This window comes from Andreprevotia sp. IGB-42 (assembly GCF_009848685.1).
Classification (GTDB): Bacteria; Pseudomonadota; Gammaproteobacteria; order Burkholderiales; family Chitinibacteraceae; genus Andreprevotia.
In genome coordinates, this window is record NZ_WXTX01000026.1 from 1 (window position 1) to 16,782 (window position 16,782).

Below are 16,782 nucleotides of genomic sequence, written 5' to 3' on the forward strand. Positions count from 1 at the left end.
TGTCGCGGATGGGGCGGGTACTGGCGAGGAAATCAGGGCGCTGGCCGGCGTCGAGATCGGCCTGACGCAGTACCCGTGAGGCCAGCAATTCCTGGCGACGGCCATTGAACTGGCGATGCAGCCTGGCCACGAATGCCAGTGCTTCGGGGGTGAGGATGTCGGCGAACTCAGGTGTGAATTCGCCGTGGATCTGGATGCCATGGGGCAGGGCGGTCATGGTTGGGCTCCGGGCGGGGTGAGCAGATGGCTTGTGTTGTGCGTGCTGCACGGCAACCGGCCGGTGCAGTAATGCCTTGCATGCGGTGATCAGGTGCGTTGCCGGCCCGGGAGCGTGGTCGGGCCGGCTTGCGCGGGGTGGCGCCCGCCGCCTTGTGGGCAGCGCTCGCCAGGTAAATCGTTGTGCGCTGTGGCGCTTAGTGGAATTGCTCTTCCTCGGTCGAACCGGTCAGCGCGGTGGTGCTCGACTGGCCTTGCTGGATCACCTGCGTAACCGAATCGAAGTATCCGGTACCCACTTCACGCTGGTGTTTCACGGCAGTAAAGCCCTTGTCTGCGGCGGCAAACTCGGCCTGCTGCAGTTCCACGAATGCGGTCATGCCATTACGTGCATAGCCATGCGCCAGATTGAACATGCCGTAGTTGAGCGCGTGGAAACCGGCCAGCGTGATGAACTGGAACTTGTAACCCATGGCGCCCAGCTCGCGCTGGAACTTGGCAATGGTGGCGTCGTCGAGGTTCTTTTTCCAGTTGAAGCTGGGCGAGCAGTTGTACGCCAGCATCTTGTCCGGGAATTCGGCGTGGATGGCCTCGGCAAACGCCTTGGCATAGGCGAGGTCCGGCTTGCCGGTTTCACACCAGATCAGGTCTGCGTACGGCGCGTAGGCCAGACCGCGCGAGATGGCCTGCTCCAGCCCCGGCACGGTACGGAAGAAGCCTTCCGGCGTACGCTCGCCAGTGCAGAACGGTTTGTCGTTGTCGTCCACATCGCTGGTGATCAGGTCTGCAGCTTCCGCGTCGGTGCGGGCGATCAGGATGGTGGGTACGCCCATGATGTCGGCCGCGAGGCGGGCTGCGGTCAGCTTTTCCACCGCTTCACGCGTCGGCACCAGCACCTTGCCGCCCATGTGGCCGCATTTCTTCACCGATGCCAACTGGTCTTCGAAGTGCACGCCGGCGGCACCGGCCTCGATCATCGCCTTCATCAGCTCGTGCGCGTTCAGCACGCCGCCGAAACCGGCTTCGGCATCCGCTACGATGGGCGCATAGAAATCGATGCTGTCATCGCCTTCGGCATGGTGGATCTGATCGGCGCGCTGGAAAGCGTTGTTGATGCGGCGGACCACGTTGGGTACCGAGTTGGCCGGGTACAGCGATTGATCCGGGTACATCTCGCCGGCGATGTTGGCATCTGCCGCCACCTGCCAGCCGGACAGGTAAATGGCTTTCAGCCCTGCCTTCACCTGCTGCATGGCCATATTGCCGGTGAGCGCCCCCAGCGCATGCACATACGGCGTATCGTGCATCAGTGCCCACAGCTTCTCGGCGCCGCGGCGGGCCAGCGTGTGCTCGATTTGTAGTGTGCCGCGCAGCCTTTCAACATCTGCGGGCGAGTAGGTACGCTTGATGCCTTTCCAGCGTGGATTTTCGCGCCAGTCGCGTTCCAGTGCTGCGATACGTTGTTCTCGAGTGCTCATGGCGTTCTCCCGCAAGAATATTGGCTTTCAGGCCATTTGAGTGGTGGTGTATTGCCGTTTCTGTTGCGCTGCAGAAAATTTTGCGTTGCACCATCAGTTTGTAGTTGGTTTTTTTTAACTACAACTTGGGGATTGCCTGTATTTTGACGTTGGGTCGTTGCTGCGATGCAAACGGCTTTGTATTCAATGATCTAAGCCGGCTTCCAGACTAGACCGGATTTGCGTTTCCGGCTTGGGCAATGTTTGCATCGCCCGATTGGCGCACTGCAGGCCGAGTGTTGTTTTTTGCTGCAAATGCGTGTTTAAAGCGCCCTGATTGCTGCTTATTGCATGCTGGAGGGCGCTGCTCTCTTGAAAACCCTGCTGCCAACCCCACTTTTCGCACTGACCCGGATTTTGCGAGGTGAAACCATGAGCAACGAAAACATGCAAGACAACGAAAATATTCAGGACCTTCAGGATGTCGCAGCTGAGGGCGTGGCAACGCCGGCCGTGGACGAACAACTGACCGCAGTGATTGCCGAGCTCGACAAGGCCCGCCAGGATGTGCTGTACGCGAAAGCCGAAATGGAAAACGTGCGCCGTCGCGCTGCCGAGGAAAACGACAAGGCCCGCAAGTTTGCGGTAGAGAAATTCGCCCGCGAGCTGCTGTCCGTGAAGGACGCGCTGGAGATGGCCCAGCTCGACAACACCGGCAATTTCGAAGCGCTGAAGATGGGCATGGATCTCACCCACAAGGCACTGGTATCGGCATTCGAGAAATTCGAGCTTACCGATATTGCACCGGCCGTGGGCGACAAGCTCGATCCGCATCTGCATCAGGCGATTTCGATGGAGCCTTCCGAGCAGGAAGCCAATACCGTCGTGCGCATCCTGCAGAAAGGTTCGGCGCTGGCTGGCCGCGTATTGCGCCCGGCCATGGTGATCGTGGCTGCCCCTAAATAGAGCCCCCGGCAAACCTGATCAGCCCCGCGCAGGGCCTGATTGCATGGGCGGTGTTACAGCCGACTTGAAATGGGTGCATACATCCCCACTTTCCCATCAAGGTTATTGAACAATGTGCGCTTGCCCTTGGCAAGCGACTGAAATGAAAGAGGAAATCAGAAATGGCAAAGATTATCGGTATTGACCTGGGTACCACCAACTCCTGCGTGTCCGTGATTGAAAACGGTCAGCCCAAGGTGATTGAAAACGCCGAAGGCACACGTACTACCCCGTCGATCATTGCATACCAGGATGATGGTGAAATCCTGGTGGGCGCACCGGCCAAGCGTCAGGCTGTGACCAACCCGCGCAATACCCTGTATGCAGTGAAGCGCCTGATCGGCCGCAAATTTACCGACAAGGAAGTGCAGAAAGACATCGATCTGATGCCGTACAGCATCGTCAAGGCCGACAACGGCGACGCATGGGTATCGGTGCGCGACCAGAAAATGGCACCGCCGCAGATCAGCGCCGAAGTGCTGCGCAAGATGAAGAAAACCGCCGAGGATTACCTGGGCGAAGAAGTGACCGAAGCCGTGATCACCGTGCCGGCCTACTTCAACGACAGCCAGCGCCAGGCCACCAAGGATGCCGGCCGCATTGCCGGCCTCGACGTGAAGCGCATCATCAACGAACCGACTGCTGCTGCGCTCGCGTTCGGCATGGATAAGCACGAGAAGGGCGATTCCAAGATTGCCGTGTATGACCTGGGTGGCGGTACGTTCGACATCTCGATCATCGAAATTGCCGATGTCGATGGCGACAAGCAGTTCGAGGTGCTGGCCACCAACGGCGACACCTTCCTCGGCGGTGAAGACTTCGACCAGCGCCTGATCGACTACATCATTGGCGAGTTCCAGAAAGAGCAAGGCATCAATCTGAAGAACGATGTGATGGCACTGCAACGCCTGAAGGAAGCCGCTGAAAAGGCCAAGATCGAGCTGTCGTCGGCAACGCAGACCGAAATCAACCTGCCGTACGTGACCATGGATGCGACCGGTCCGAAGCACCTGGTGCTGAAGATCACCCGCGCCAAGTTCGAGTCGCTGGTGGAAGAGCTGGTAGAGCGCTCGATCGAGCCGTGCCGCGTGGCACTGAAGGATGCCGGCCTGAAAATCACCGACATCCAGGACGTGATCCTGGTGGGTGGCCAGACCCGCATGCCGCTGGTGATGGAAAAGGTGAAGGAGTTCTTCGGCAAGGAAGCACGCCGTGACGTGAACCCGGATGAAGCCGTGGCCGTTGGTGCCGCGATCCAGGGCTCGGTGCTGTCGGGCGACCGCAAGGACGTGCTGCTGCTGGACGTGACCCCGCTGAGCCTGGGTATCGAAACGCTCGGTGGCATCATGACCAAGCTGATCCAGAAGAACACCACGATTCCGACCAAGGCATCGCAAGTGTTCTCCACCGCGGACGACAACCAGAGCGCGGTAACCATCCACGTGCTGCAGGGCGAGCGTGAAAAGGCGGCTGCCAACAAGAGCCTGGGCCAGTTCAACCTGGGGGATATCCCGAACGCACCGCGCGGCGTGCCGCAGATCGAGGTGACCTTCGATATCGATGCCAACGGTATCCTGCACGTGGGTGCCAAGGACAAGGCGAGCGGCAAGGAAAGCCGTATCACCATCCAGGCTTCGTCGGGTCTGTCCGAGGACGAAATCAACCGCATGGTGAAGGATGCGGAGCTGAACGCCGAGGAAGACAAGAAGTTGTCCGAGCTCGTCGGTGCGCGCAACCAGGGTGATGCGATGATCCACTCGGTGAAAAAGTCGCTGGTTGAATTCGGCGACAAGATTGCTGCCGATGAAAAGGCCGCGATCGAAGCAGCGATCAAGGATCTGGAAGCCGTGGTGCAGGGCGACGACAAGGAAGCGATCGAAGCCAAGACCGAAGTGCTGATGCAGGCATCGCACAAGCTGGCTGAACAGATGTATGCACAGCAAGGCGGCGACGCCGGTGCTCAGCAGGCTGGCGGCAGCAGTGAAGCAAGGCAGGATGACGGCAACGTTGTTGATGCCGAGTTCACCGAAGTCAAAGACAGCAAGTAATCAGCAGCGCACCTGAAAAGGCACGCCGGTCTGCATCAGCAGGCCGTTGTGCCTTTTCGCATGAAAGTGCCTGTCCATTTCATCTTGTCGCGCGGCATGAATGCGCGACGCCGTTTGGGAGCTGCGTGCGCGGAATCCCGGTTTACGCATGTAAACTGCGGATTCTGCACTGCTTGCCTCGTTGAGCGCCGCTCGCGATGGATGCTGCTAGGCCTTGGGTAAAGAATAATGGCAAAAAAAGACTTTTATGAATTGCTCGGCGTCAATGCAGACGCCAGCGATGACGATATCAAGAAGGCATATCGCAAACTGGCGATGAAATACCATCCGGACCGCAATCCGGACAGCAAGGACGCTGAAGCCAAGTTCAAGGAAATCAAGGAAGCCTACGAGATCCTGTCCGATTCCCAGAAGCGGGCTGCTTACGACCAGTACGGCCATGCCGGCATCGATCCGCAATCGGGCATGGGCGGTGGTGGGGGCGCAGGCGGGTTCTCGGACGCGTTTTCCGACATCTTTGGCGATATCTTCGGCGGTGGCGGCCAGCGTGGTGGGCGCTCCAACGTCTATCGTGGCGCCGACTTGCGCTACAACATGGAAATCTCGCTGGAAGAAGCCGCACGCGGCGTCGAGAAGCAGATCAAGATCCCGTCGCACGAAGAATGCGAAGTCTGCCATGGCAGTGGCGCCAAGCCGGGTACGGATGCCAAGACCTGCCATACCTGCGGTGGCCATGGCCAGGTGCGGGTGTCGCAAGGCTTCTTCAGTATCCAGCAGACTTGCCCCACCTGCCATGGTTCGGGCAAGTACATTCCCGATCCATGCCGCAAGTGCAGTGGCACTGGCCGTGTGCAGACGCACAAGACACTGGCGGTGAAGATACCGGCGGGTGTGGATGAGGGCGATCGCATCCGCCTCTCAGGCGAAGGCGAGCCGGGCGTGAATGGCGGCCCACCGGGCGATCTGTACGTGGTGGTGCACCTGAAGGCGCACAGCGTGTTCCAGCGCGAAGGCAACGATCTGCATTGCGAAATGCCGATCAGCATCACCATCGCGGCGCTGGGCGGCGAGATCGAGATTCCCACGCTGGACAACAAGGCGCGCATTTCGATTCCTGCCGGCACGCAGACTGGCCAGGTATTCCGCCTGCGCAGCAAGGGTATCAAGGGCGTGCGCAGCGCCATTACCGGCGACCTGATGTGCCATGTGGTGGTGGAGACCCCGGTCAGCCTCACCAGCCGCCAGAAAGAGCTGCTGAAGGAATTCGAGGAAATCAGCCAGGGTGAGCCGGGCAAACATAACCCGCGTGCCAAGTCCTTCATGGACAAGGTGAAGGATTTCTTTGCTTCGTGAATGCGTGTGCCGGCATATGCCGGCAAGCCGCAATGAAAAAGGCGACCATCAGGTCGCCTTTTTCATTGGCTGAGGCCGCATTCGATCAGCGTGATAACCGCTTACTTGATCAGGCGGATATTGAACGGCAGACGGTAGCCGCGTACGCCATTGCTGGCATTGATGGCGCCGAGAATGCAGAAAACGAGGTGCACGATACCGACCAGTGGCCAAATCAGGAAACCGATCAGGATCACGGTTGTCATTGCACCGATCATGTAACCGATCAGCGACACGATGGACCAGTTGAGTGCTTCCTTGGCTTGATCGGTGACGTGCTCATCATCTTTCTTCACCAGGTAAACGATCAACGATGGCACAAAGCTGAAAAACAAGGTGCCCAGCCACACCAGCAGCACGATATTGTTGGATTCCTTGTTGCTGGCTTCGGTGGTCTGCGGTTGCAGGTCGCTCATGATTCTATTTCCAATGTCATAGGATGGCGCCATCTTAGGCTCTACCGCATGTACGGGTCAATTTGCCGTCAGTGATGGGTGATGGCGCTAACAAAAAACCGGCCATCGGGCCGGTCTTCTGCGGTACGGGCTTGCGCGTCAGCGCGTCAATGTGCCGGTCGGTGACACCATCGTCAGGTCGATATACTTGCTGCCAAGGCGGTTTTTTTCGTCAAAGCTGATGATGAAGCCACCCAGATCGTAGTGTTTCATGTCGGTCAGCGCCTTGTAGACGCCCGAGCGCGTTGGCGCCTTGCCGGCGCGCTTGATGGCGTCCACCGCCAGGCGGGCCGACAGGTAACCTTCGAACACCGCATAGGTCGGGTACTCGCCACTGCGCAGCACGGCGTCGGTGTCCTGCTGGAATTCACGGATGAACTTCACCTGTGCGTTGCCGGGGTAGGGATAAACCTGCGAGATGCCCAGGCCATGCGCGTATTTCTTGCCCACGGCGGCGATCACGTCCTCGAACTGGATGGGAGAGAGACCATACAGTTGCGATGTGCCGCCCAGCTCCTTGAATTTCTTGATGAAGGTTGCAGCTGGCTTGGAAATGGCCACCAGCACGACTGCCTCGGGATTCAGCTTGGCGGCCTCCTGTGCGGCCTTGACGGTATTGCCGTCGTTGCGGTCGTACCAGTATTCGCCCAGCAGGGTCAGGTTGCGCTTTTGCAGCGCGGCTTTCAGTTCACCCACGCCCGATTCGCCGTAGGCATCCTTCTGCGCCACAACCGCCACGCGCGTTACACCCAGATTGCTGGTCAGCAATTGCACGATGCGTTCGATTTCCTGCTTGTAGCCGGCGCGGGTCTGGAAAATGAACGGGCTGCCCGGATTGCGTACCGACTCTGCGCCGCTATGTACGCCGATCAGCGGAATGCCGGCGTTATCGAGCACCTTGGATCTGATCAGGTCCAGCGTATTGGTGGTGCCATAGTAGGACACCAGCGCCAGTGCGCCTTTCTTGTCGATCAGCTCCTGCGTGTTGGCGATGGTGCGCTTGGGATCGTAACCATCATCAAGTACCTGATGGTCGATCGGCTCACCGAATACACCGCCGCCAGCATTGACGCGGCCGAAATACAGCGAAGCCCCCAGCGCCAGCGCTTTGCCGGTACTCGCGGCAACGCCGGTGGTCGGTACGGATTGACCGATCACGATGTCTGCATGGGCGGTGGCGAGGGTCAGGCTCAGGCAGGCGAGCAGAGGTCGTAGCAAGGATAGGCGCAGCACGATGGGTCTCCTCCCGATCTTGTGTTGTCGGGGCATCTTAAATGAGCATGTGCTGACATACAAATCGGCCCGTGTGCGCCGCACAAACTGACTGGAGCGCAATGGTATAGTGGCGGCGTTTCCATTGTTGTGGGCGGCCACCATGCGGCGCGGCGTTTATGCAGGCAGTTTCGATCCGGTGACCAACGGGCATCTATGGATGCTCGAGCACGGCGTGCGCATGTTCGACGAAATGATCGTCGCAATCGGTGAAAATCCGGACAAGAAATACACGTTCAGCGTGGAAGAACGCGTGGCCATGCTGCGCGAAACCACTGCCCACCTGCGCAACCTGCGGGTGGAAACGTTCCAGAACCGTTTCCTGGTCGATTACGCGCGCGAGCAGAACGCCGATTTCATCTTGCGCGGCATCCGCGAAGCAGCGGATTACGAGTTCGAGCGCAAAATGCGCTACGTGAATGCCGACCTGGCGCCGCACGTGGATACCGTGTTCCTGATGCCGCCGCGCGAGATCGCCGAGATCAGCTCCACCATGGTCAAAGGCCTGGTGGGGCCGGATGGCTGGGAAATGGTGGTGGGCAAATACGTGCCGGAGCCGGTTTTCCGCCGTTTGCTGGCGTGGCGCGCCAGCGGGACCGAAATCTAGGGCCAGTTCGCACCCGGATAGGAGTGCTGCGGGCGAGCGGACATCAAGCCCCCGGCAAAGCCGGGCCGCAATGACATTGGCTGGTGAAGCGCCGGCCCTGCCTGCTTGATTCCACACCCCCGCCCTCGCCGTCGCGAGGGAGCCTCGCTGCCGCTCGTTCCCGGCATGGCAGCCCTGGTGCGCCGAAAAGCCCCTGGCGGGCGGCAGCCGCTGTAAAATAGCGGTTTGATTCAAAGACCTGCCCCATGGCCAACCTGCAAGACTACAAAAACCGCCTCGCCAAGAATGCCAAACACTGGGCGAAGTGGGCGCGCCGCCAGAATACCCAGTGCTACCGGGTGTACGACCGCGACGTGCCGGAGTTTCCGGTAATCGTCGACTGGTACAACGGCCGCGTGCATCTGCAGGAAGTGCGTACCGGCTGGGTGCAGACCGAGGAAGACCACGAAGCGTGGCTGGCGGAAATCTGGTTCGCCACTGGCGAAGTGCTCGGTATCTCCGAAGAGCAGGTGGCGCTGAAAATCCGCAACCGCCAGCGCGGCGACGCACAGTACGAGAAAACCGGCGAGGAAGGCGAAGAATTCATCGTTGAAGAAGATGACCTCAAGTTCATCGTCAATCTGGATGCCTATCTCGATACCGGGCTGTTTCTGGATCACCGCAATACGCGCCGCACCGTGCGCGCCGAGGCGGCCGGCAAGCGCTTCCTCAACCTGTTCTGCTATACCGGAGCATTTACCGTGCATGCCGCAGTGGGCGGCGCACGCTCCAGCGTATCGGTGGACATGTCCAACACCTATCTGGAATGGGCGCGGCGCAACCTGGAAATCAACGGCCTCGATACCCCCAATCACGAGCGTATCCGTGCGGACGTGTTCCAGTTCTTTGCGCAGACCGGCCATCAGCTGGAAAAATTCGACCTGATCGTGCTCGACCCGCCATCGTTTTCCAATTCCAAGAAAATGGCCGGCATCCTCGATGTGCAGCGCGATCACCGCTTTTTGGTGGAATCAGCGCTGGAGCTGCTCAATCCCGGCGGCGTGCTGTATTTCTCCACCAACTACCGCCGTTTCAAGCTGGATGAAATGCTCGAGCCGCTGTGTGCCGATATCTCCGGGCAATCGGTGCCGGAGGATTTCCGCAACAAGCGCATCCACCAGTGTTTCCGCTTCGTGAAGGGCTGACTGGCCAGCATGGATAACCGGTATTTCAGCGAGCCGCTGGTTCTGGTCGATCTGGAAACCACCGGCGCCAATGCCGCACTCGACCGCATCACCGAAATCGGTATCGTACAGATCGATGCGGACGGCGTGCGCACCTGGTCCAGCCTGGTGAACCCGGGCCGGCCCATTCCGCCGTTCATCCAGCAGCTCACCGGTATTGACGACGCCATGGTGGCAGACGCGCCGGCATTTGCAGCATTGGCTGCCGAGGTGCTGGGCAAGCTGCAGGGCCGGGTATTCGTTGCCCACAACGCACGCTTCGATTACGGTTTTCTCAGGAATGAATTCAAGCGGCTGGGCATGCCATTCCGCGCGCACGTGCTGTGCACGGTGAAGCTGTCGCGCCTGCTGTACCCGAATGAATTCAAGCACAGCCTGGATGCGCTGGTAGCGCGCCACGGCCTGGTGCTGGAAGGTGAGCGGCACCGCGCGCTGACCGATGCGGTGTTGCTGCAGCGTTTCCTGGATGCCGCACAAAAAGATCACCCGGCCGAGGCCATCCAGCAGGCGATCGCCGAGCTGATCCGCCAGCCCAGCCTGCCGCCCGCGCTGGACCCCAACCTCATCGATGATCTGCCCGAAGCGCCCGGGGTATGCGCGTTTTACGGTGCCGGCAATCAGGCGCTGTGGGTAGGCAAGCATGGCAACCTGCGCAAGGGCGTGCTGGCGCTGTGCAACCCGGGCCGCAAGGCCACGGCGGCACAGCTGCAGCTGCCGAAGGAAGTGCAGCGTATCGATTGGGAGCAGACACCGGGCGAACTGGGCGCGTTGTTGCTGGAAGTGCGCTGGCGCAAGGCGCTGCGGCCCAGCTACAACCCGCAGCCGCGCCGGGATGCCGCGCCCTGCCTGCTGCGCCTGAGCGAACAGCAGGGCGTGCTGCTGCCGCAGGTGTGTGGTTTTGACGATATCGAGCCGGGCGCGGACGGGGCGGATTTCCTGTTCGGCCCGCTGCGCAGCAAGCGCGATGCCGGCAACCTGCTGGGCAAGCTGGCCGATGGTCAAGGCTTGTGCCGGCAACTGCTGGGCCTGGAATCCCGCCCGGCCAACGGCGGCGGCGCTTGCCTGGCCGTGGCGCTGGGCAAATGCCGCGGTGCATGTTGCGGGCGCGAGCCATTGGCCACGCACAACGCCCGCGTGCTGATGGCGCTGTCGAAACATGCTTTTTCACGCTGGCCTTATGCCGGCGCGGTAGGCGTGAGCGAAGGCGGCAGCTGGGCGCCGCAATTGCACGTGCTGGATCAGTGGATCTATCTGGACACGATTGCCGACATCGCCGATTTGCCCGAACTGCTGGCCACCCCCCGGCCGGCGTTCGATTACGATATCTACAAGCTGATCAAGAGCGAACTCACGCGGCTGGCCGGCAAGGTCACGCTGCTGACCTGACTGAGCATCGGAAATGCTCAATGCCGCAAGCCCGCCCGGGCGGCCAGTCCGCTGGCAAACGCATGCCCGGCATCAGCCGATACGGCTTTCCAGCAGTTCGGAGACGAAATGCCAGCTGCTGTCCACGCAACTGCGATCGGAGAACATGTTGGCGTTCACGATCATGCCTTCCAGCACGATCAGCAAGTGGGCAGCCAGCAGGTCTGCATCCGCCAGATGTGCTGCCTGGAGGATGTCTTCGAGCATCTCCCGGATATGATCCTTGTGCTGGCGCGAGATGCGACGGATATCCGTGCTGTTGTCGGGAAATTCTTCCGACGCCTTGATGAACATGCAGCCGTGGAATTCGCCGCGGGTGAACCACTGGTCGTGCCAGTCGAAGATGGCCTTGATCTGTGGAATACAGCCCTGCCGGGCAGCGACCGCCCGCCCCAGATCATGCCGGAACATTTCGTCGCGCTTGAGCAGCACGTTCTCGATCAGCGCCTCCTTGGTGGGGAAGTGCTTGTACAGCGTGGTCTTGGATACGCCGGCCTGATCCTTGATCAGATCCACGCCCACGCTGTGATAGCCGTCTGCGGAAAAAAGGGCCAGCGCGGTATCAAGGATGATGTCTCTTTTTTCTTTCATAGGTTTAATCAATCACTTACATTTAGCTGATTAAAAACTTTTTCTTCGCGTGGGTGCGCTACCGGTGTACTGTACAGACCGGTCTGTACAGGTGTTTGTGCCCGATAGGTGCACTGACCGGTCTGTACATAAATCATATAAGGAAAGATCATGGAACGCATCCTAAATAAGGTACGAGGCAACGGCACGCTGCCGGCCCGGCCTGGCCTGTGGCAAATCCTCAATGGCCTGATCGGTGGTGCGCTGGGTATCGGCCTCGTGGCCACGCTGGCCGAGTTGCAGCACCTGCCGCTGCTGATGGCGCCGTTCGGCGCAACCTGCGTGCTGCTGTTTGCCGCGCCCGATACCCCGCTGGCGCAGCCGCGCAACGTGATTGGCGGGCATCTGGTATCCAGCCTGGTGGGGCTGCTGTTCCTCAAGTACGTGGGCACCAGCCCGCTCGAGATGGGGCTGGCGGTCGGGCTGGCGATTGCGCTGATGCAGCTGACCCGCACGTTGCACGCCCCCGCAGGTGCCGATCCGCTGGTGGTGCTGATGGCCGGCAAGGCCAGCTGGGGCTTCCTGATTGCGCCGGTACTGGTGAGCGCAGTGCTGCTGGTGCTGATCGCGCTGGTGGTCAACAACGTGGGCCAGGGCAAGCAGTGGCCCAGGTACTGGATGTAGCCGCCGTACCGCTTGCCGTGGCCGCCGGGCCTTCATGGCCTGGCGTTGCTGCGCGCCCGTTCTGCAAGACATCGTCATCAGGAGAACGCAGTGCCCATCATCACGCTCAAGACCAACCAGACGCTGGCCGTCGGGCGGCTGGCCCACTTGGCCCAGCAGTTGACGCAACTGACCAGCACCATCCTGGGCAAGGATCCGCAGTTGACCGTGGTCAGCATCGAAACCAGTCGTGAGCAGGCCACGTGGTTCGTCAACAGCGAACCCAGCCGGGCTGAAACGCCAGTGGCGGAACTGTCGATCAAGATCACCGCCGGCACCAATAGCGCCGCCCAGAAAGCGGACTGGATCCGTGCCGGCTGGGAGCTGCTCAAGGCCGAGCTGGGTGATTCGGTGGCGCCCAACTACCTGTCGGTAATCGAGCTCGATGCCACATCGTGGGGATACAACGGCCTGACCCAGGGCTATCGCAAGGGGTTGAACAAATGATTGCCGAAAAAATGACGGTGGAGCGCGATGCGCTGGCCAGCTTCGAAGGCATCGATTTTCCGCAGGACAAGGTGCTGAAGCTGAAGATCGGCGATGTAGAGCTGCCGGACATCGATTTCGTGCCCTACCAGCCGGGCCTGCGCGAGAACGTCGATATTCACCTGCTGTTCGACAACACCCGGGACGACCCTCAAGGATCGGATGCCGCATTGATCCGCTACCAGCCGGGGGCATACGTGCCGCGTCACCTGCACATGGGTTACGAGATGGTGCTGGTGCTGCAGGGTGAATACGTCGAGAACGACATCCTGTACCGCCCCGGCTCGCTGATCATCCGCGCTCCGGGTACCACGCACGAAATGCGCTCCGATGTGGGCTGCACCATCCTCGCCATGCGCGATATCCCGGTGAAGCAACTCACCTGAGGGTTTCCCTGGCGGGGGCGCACGGCCACCGCCACCCTGCCACTCCTTTTTTGAATCGACCCATGAAAATCATCACAGCTAGCCAGGCCGCCCAGTACATCCAGGATGACTGGTGGATCATTGCTGGCGGGTTCGGCTGCTGCGGCCACCCGGACAGCCTGACGCAATCGCTGCGTACGCGCTACCTGGAAACCGGCCGGCCAAGAAGGCTGAACCTGCTGTTTGCATCCGGCGCCGGCGACAAGCGCGGCAAGGGGGTGGATGCGCTGGCGCTCAAGGGCCTGATCAGCACGGTGATCGGCGGCTTCTGGGGATTTTGCCCGGGGCTGGTGAAAATGGCCCGCCAGGGCCAGATCGAAGCGCATAACTGGCCGCAGGGCGTGATCTGCAAGCTGTTTTCGTCCATTGCCTCCGGCGCGCCGGGTCTGCTCAGCAAGGTGGGGCTGGGTACCTTCATCGACCCGCAGTTCGACGGTGGCGTGATCGATACGCGTGGCAGCACGCCACGCGTGGAGAAGCTGCCGTTCCACGGCCAGCAATGGCTGTTCTACCCGTCACAGAAAGTCGATTGCGCGCTGCTGCGCGGCACTGCGGCGGACGAGCTGGGCAATATCTCGTTCGCCGACGAAACCTCGTTCATGGATGCCCAAGCCCAGGCGCTGGCGGTCAAGAACAGCGGCGGCACGGTGATCGTGCAGGTCAAGCGGCTGATCGCTGCTGCCGAAATGCGCCCGAGCGACGTGAAGATTCCGGGTTTTCTGGTGGACTACGTGGTGCTGGCCGAGGACGCGCATCCGCAAACCTACGGCAAGCAGCATGAAGCGGCCTATACCGCGCGCGCGGCGCCGTTACCGGCGCGGGTACATACCGACATGCCGCTGGCCAAGCAGATCATCGTGGCCCGCGCGGCGCTGGAACTGGAAAAACACCGCGGCGCCAACGTCAATCTGGGTATCGGCATTCCCGCCTTGCTGGGCGCCAAGGCAAGGGAGCTGGGCATTGCCGATTACACGCTGACGATCGAATCCGGCCTGGTTGGCGGCATCCCCGATGAAGGACTGTCTTTCGGGGCTTCGCTGAACCCGCAGGCGGTGATGGATCAGGCGGCGTTGTTCGATTTCTATGACGGCGGTGGCATCGACGTGTCTTTCCTCGGTTTTGGCGAGGTGGATGTCGCAGGCAACGTCAATGTCAGCAAGTTCGGCAACCGCATCCACGGGGCTGGTGGCTTCGTCAACATCTCGCAGTCGGCACGCAAGATCGTGTTCTGCGGCACCTTGACCGCGCAGGGGCTGGAAGTGGCGATGGCCGGCGCAGGACTGAAGGTACTGCGCGAAGGGCGTACCCGCAAATTCGTACCCGCGGTCAGCCACCTGACCTTCAGCGGCCGGACATCGGCCGAATCCGGGCAGGAAGTGCTCTACATCACCGAGCGAGCGGTATTTGCGCTGGTGGACGGCCGCCTGCTGCTGCGCGAGATCGCGCCGGGCATTTCGATCAGCGAATTGATGGCAGCGATGGATTGTGAATTTCTGGTCAGCGACAGCCTGTTGCTGATGCCCAATTTCGTCCGGCAGGAAGCCGGTCTCTGTCTGGATCAGGCTGTGGCTTGAGGCCACTGCGATTACCGGTCTGCCGGATGACGAACACCGGCATTCGGATCATCTTCTCTGGGAGTGGATTAAAGTGAACGAGGTCATTGCAATCATCGGGGGCGGCTCAACAGCCGCTTCTTTTCTGTATAACTACCTGCAGTCGGTCGATGCAAACAATGCGTTGCCGCGCACCATCTACTTGTTCGAGCAACGCAGTGTTTTCGGCCCCGGCGCCGCATACGAGCCTGACCTGAGCTCGAACATCCTCAATACCAAGACCGGTTTCATCACGCCGTTCCATGACCGGCCCGGCGATTTCTTTCACTGGCTCAAGGCCAACCTGCCGCTGTGGCAACACCGCTTTCCTGCATTCCACCTGGATGAGCACAGCTATGCACCGCGACCGCTGTTCGGCCTGTATCTGCAGGCGCAGTTCCAGTCGCTGGTCAAGCAGGCTGCGGCACGGCAGGTGAACATCATCCAGATCCAGGCCGAGGTGAACGATGTGTTCCGCTCGGGGCATGGTTGCGTGGTGGAAACCGGCTGCAACCTGTTCCTGAAAGCGGATTACGTGTTTTTCCTGTGCGGTACGCTGCCAGCCAAGCGTCAGGGCATGCAGGCGCTGTCAGATCGCGTACTGGCCACGCCATACCCGGTCAGCAGCCTGAAGAGCCGCATTCCGCATGATGCGGCAGTGGGCATAGTCGGTGCGCGTCTCAGCTGCATCGATGCGGTGATTGCCCTGGTCGAGCAAGGTCATCAGGGCCCGATCACCATCCATTCGCGCAGCGGTTATTTTCCGTCGGTGCGCGGCACGCAGGGCCGCATCGTTCCCCGTTACCTGACTGCCGAGCAAGTGGAGACGCTGGTTGCCGCCAAGGGCAAACTCAGGCTGCGTGATCTGGTCGACCTGGTGCAGCGCGAAATCGCCTGGATCAGCGGCAGCAAGATGGGCGGGCTATTCCAGCTGCCGCTGCCACCGCACGACCTTGCCACCTTCCTGCGCAGCGAGATCGCCGCGGCCGCGGGCGAGCGCGTGTGGCAGGCGGTGCTGTACTCCACCAACCTGATCATCGATCAGTTGTGGGCGGCGCTGCACGAGGATGACAAGCATGATTTTCTCGAGCGCTATTTCAGCATCTTCATGGCGTACCGCGTATCCATCCCGGTGGAGAATGCCCGCAAGATCCTCGGCTACCTGGAATCGGGCCAGTTGCAGTACCGCGCCGGCAGCTTCGATGTGGGAGCGGATGCATACGGCGGGCTGGTGGTTACGCAGCAGCACGATCGCAGCAGCCATCAATACGATTACCTGATCAACGCTACCGGCAGCCCGCGCGTGGTAGACGGGCTCGATTCCGAGCTGATCAGCCGCCTGATCAAGCGTGGCATCATGACGCCGCACAAGCTCGGTGGCGTGCAAGTGGATACATACAGCTACCAGTTGCTCAGCGAAAGCGGCCAGCCCAATACCCGCCTGCGTGTGGTGGGCGAGCTGACTACGGGCGCGTTCTTCTTTACCAGCGCGCTGGACATCAACGCACGGCATGCGCGGCAGTGCGTGACGCGCTTTGCCGACTTCATGCGCAACCGTCAGCACCCACAGCATGCCGTTGCCGAACGGGCGATGGCGTAGCACCGCACCAGTCAGACATTTATCGTCATACCGCGCCCGCCTTTTGGCGGGGCGCTTACCCGGAAAACATCCATGACCCTGCCCCAAGGCGTGCAAGTGCACGCCGAAATCACCCCCGCTTTTGCCGACATCCTCTCGCCCGAAGCGCTGGCATTCGTGGCCAAGCTGCACCGCAAATTTTCCGGCCGCCGGCATGAGCTGCTGGCCAACCGCACGCTGTGGCAACAGGCATTCGATGAAGGCCAGCGCCCTGATTTCCTCGCCAGTACCCGCTCTATCCGCGACA

General features: G+C 60.7%; 15 protein-coding genes and 2 pseudogenes. 12 read left to right on the forward strand and 5 right to left on the reverse strand.

Translation table 11 applies throughout. The features are described 5' to 3' along the window. Both IGB42_RS21345 and aceA read right to left on the reverse strand, forming a co-directional pair. Positions 1-217 (reverse strand): annotated as a pseudogene (locus IGB42_RS21345) (malate synthase A); the annotation flags it as partial. A gap of 196 nt (positions 218-413) precedes the next feature. Continuing rightward, entirely contained in the window at positions 414-1,694 is a 1,281-nt protein-coding gene (gene aceA, locus IGB42_RS21350) for an isocitrate lyase (protein ID WP_159675578.1), read from the reverse strand. A gap of 411 nt (positions 1,695-2,105) precedes the next feature. Between aceA and grpE the strand changes: the two genes are divergently transcribed. The 3 genes from grpE (at position 2,106) to dnaJ (ending at position 6,079) form a co-directional block, all read left to right on the forward strand. Further along, entirely contained in the window at positions 2,106-2,639 is a 534-nt protein-coding gene (grpE, locus tag IGB42_RS21355) for a nucleotide exchange factor GrpE (protein WP_159675579.1), read from the forward strand. 161 nt (positions 2,640-2,800) lie between these two features. Continuing rightward, on the forward strand, positions 2,801-4,726 hold the full coding sequence (gene dnaK, locus IGB42_RS21360) for a molecular chaperone DnaK (RefSeq protein WP_159675580.1): 1,926 nt from the start codon (positions 2,801-2,803) through the stop codon (positions 4,724-4,726). 228 nt (positions 4,727-4,954) lie between these two features. Next, positions 4,955-6,079, forward strand: coding sequence for a molecular chaperone DnaJ (gene dnaJ / locus IGB42_RS21365; protein WP_159675581.1), 1,125 nt, complete (start codon positions 4,955-4,957; stop codon positions 6,077-6,079). Between the two features lie 101 nt (positions 6,080-6,180). Here the strand turns inward: dnaJ and IGB42_RS21370 are convergent, their stop codons facing one another. Together IGB42_RS21370 and IGB42_RS21375 are read right to left on the reverse strand one after the other, a co-directional pair. Beyond that, on the reverse strand, positions 6,181-6,534 hold the full coding sequence (locus IGB42_RS21370) for a DUF4870 domain-containing protein (protein ID WP_159675582.1): 354 nt from the start codon (positions 6,532-6,534) through the stop codon (positions 6,181-6,183). Between the two features lie 138 nt (positions 6,535-6,672). Next, positions 6,673-7,806 carry an ABC transporter substrate-binding protein gene (locus IGB42_RS21375; RefSeq protein WP_159675583.1) on the reverse strand — a complete coding sequence of 378 codons (1,134 nt, stop codon included), beginning with the start codon at positions 7,804-7,806 and terminating at the stop codon, positions 6,673-6,675. Positions 7,807-7,948: 142 nt separating this feature from the next. On the opposite strand from IGB42_RS21375, the gene coaD reads away from it, so the two are divergent. From coaD to IGB42_RS21390, 3 genes are all read left to right on the forward strand, one after another. Then, the gene (gene coaD, locus IGB42_RS21380; RefSeq protein WP_159675584.1) at positions 7,949-8,452 is read left to right on the forward strand and encodes a pantetheine-phosphate adenylyltransferase; all 504 of its coding nucleotides are present in this window, start codon (positions 7,949-7,951) and stop codon (positions 8,450-8,452) included. Between the two features lie 245 nt (positions 8,453-8,697). After that, positions 8,698-9,636: a class I SAM-dependent methyltransferase gene (locus IGB42_RS21385; protein ID WP_159675585.1), complete on the forward strand. Its 939-nt coding sequence runs from the start codon at positions 8,698-8,700 to the stop codon at positions 9,634-9,636. A gap of 9 nt (positions 9,637-9,645) precedes the next feature. Further along, positions 9,646-11,061 (forward strand): 3'-5' exonuclease family protein, encoded by a 1,416-nt coding sequence (locus IGB42_RS21390; RefSeq protein WP_159675586.1) that lies wholly within the window; start codon positions 9,646-9,648, stop codon positions 11,059-11,061. A 72-nt stretch (positions 11,062-11,133) separates the two neighbouring features. On the opposite strand, the gene IGB42_RS21395 is transcribed toward IGB42_RS21390, so the two are convergent. After that, complete coding sequence (locus IGB42_RS21395) at positions 11,134-11,691, reverse strand: TetR/AcrR family transcriptional regulator (RefSeq protein ID WP_159675587.1); 558 nt, start codon at positions 11,689-11,691, stop codon at positions 11,134-11,136. Positions 11,692-11,841: 150 nt separating this feature from the next. On the opposite strand from IGB42_RS21395, the gene IGB42_RS21400 reads away from it, so the two are divergent. From IGB42_RS21400 to IGB42_RS21425, 6 genes and pseudogenes are all read left to right on the forward strand, one after another. Then, positions 11,842-12,354 carry an HPP family protein gene (locus IGB42_RS21400; protein ID WP_159675588.1) on the forward strand — a complete coding sequence of 171 codons (513 nt, stop codon included), beginning with the start codon at positions 11,842-11,844 and terminating at the stop codon, positions 12,352-12,354. Between the two features lie 90 nt (positions 12,355-12,444). After that, positions 12,445-12,840, forward strand: a complete 396-nt coding sequence (locus IGB42_RS21405; protein WP_159675589.1) for a hypothetical protein — start codon at positions 12,445-12,447, stop codon at positions 12,838-12,840. Next, positions 12,837-13,265, forward strand: coding sequence for a cupin domain-containing protein (locus IGB42_RS21410; RefSeq protein WP_159675590.1), 429 nt, complete (start codon positions 12,837-12,839; stop codon positions 13,263-13,265). Before IGB42_RS21405 ends, IGB42_RS21410 begins: the two co-directional genes overlap by 4 nt. Positions 13,266-13,327: 62 nt before the next feature. After that, a complete protein-coding gene (locus IGB42_RS21415) occupies positions 13,328-14,878 on the forward strand; it encodes an acyl CoA:acetate/3-ketoacid CoA transferase (protein WP_159675591.1) in 1,551 nt (516 codons plus the stop codon). Positions 14,879-14,951: 73 nt separating this feature from the next. Beyond that, positions 14,952-16,496 carry an FAD/NAD(P)-binding protein gene (locus IGB42_RS21420; RefSeq protein WP_159675592.1) on the forward strand — a complete coding sequence of 515 codons (1,545 nt, stop codon included), beginning with the start codon at positions 14,952-14,954 and terminating at the stop codon, positions 16,494-16,496. A 72-nt stretch (positions 16,497-16,568) separates the two neighbouring features. Further along, positions 16,569-16,782: pseudogene (locus IGB42_RS21425) on the forward strand (malate synthase A); the annotation flags it as partial.

Excerpts from the sequence above, each read along its gene's own strand:
- aceA (WP_159675578.1), bottom strand. The coding sequence starts at position 1,694 with ATGAGCACTCGAGAACAACGTATCGCAGCACTGGAACGCGACTGGCGC.
- grpE (WP_159675579.1), top strand. The coding sequence starts at position 2,106 with ATGAGCAACGAAAACATGCAAGACAACGAAAATATTCAGGACCTTCAG.
- dnaK (WP_159675580.1), top strand. The coding sequence starts at position 2,801 with ATGGCAAAGATTATCGGTATTGACCTGGGTACCACCAACTCCTGCGTG.
- dnaJ (WP_159675581.1), top strand. The coding sequence starts at position 4,955 with ATGGCAAAAAAAGACTTTTATGAATTGCTCGGCGTCAATGCAGACGCC.
- IGB42_RS21370 (WP_159675582.1), bottom strand. The coding sequence starts at position 6,534 with ATGAGCGACCTGCAACCGCAGACCACCGAAGCCAGCAACAAGGAATCC.
- coaD (WP_159675584.1), top strand. The coding sequence starts at position 7,949 with ATGCGGCGCGGCGTTTATGCAGGCAGTTTCGATCCGGTGACCAACGGG.
- IGB42_RS21385 (WP_159675585.1), top strand. The coding sequence starts at position 8,698 with ATGGCCAACCTGCAAGACTACAAAAACCGCCTCGCCAAGAATGCCAAA.
- IGB42_RS21390 (WP_159675586.1), top strand. The coding sequence starts at position 9,646 with ATGGATAACCGGTATTTCAGCGAGCCGCTGGTTCTGGTCGATCTGGAA.
- IGB42_RS21395 (WP_159675587.1), bottom strand. The coding sequence starts at position 11,691 with ATGAAAGAAAAAAGAGACATCATCCTTGATACCGCGCTGGCCCTTTTT.
- IGB42_RS21400 (WP_159675588.1), top strand. The coding sequence starts at position 11,842 with ATGGAACGCATCCTAAATAAGGTACGAGGCAACGGCACGCTGCCGGCC.
- IGB42_RS21410 (WP_159675590.1), top strand. The coding sequence starts at position 12,837 with ATGATTGCCGAAAAAATGACGGTGGAGCGCGATGCGCTGGCCAGCTTC.
- IGB42_RS21415 (WP_159675591.1), top strand. The coding sequence starts at position 13,328 with ATGAAAATCATCACAGCTAGCCAGGCCGCCCAGTACATCCAGGATGAC.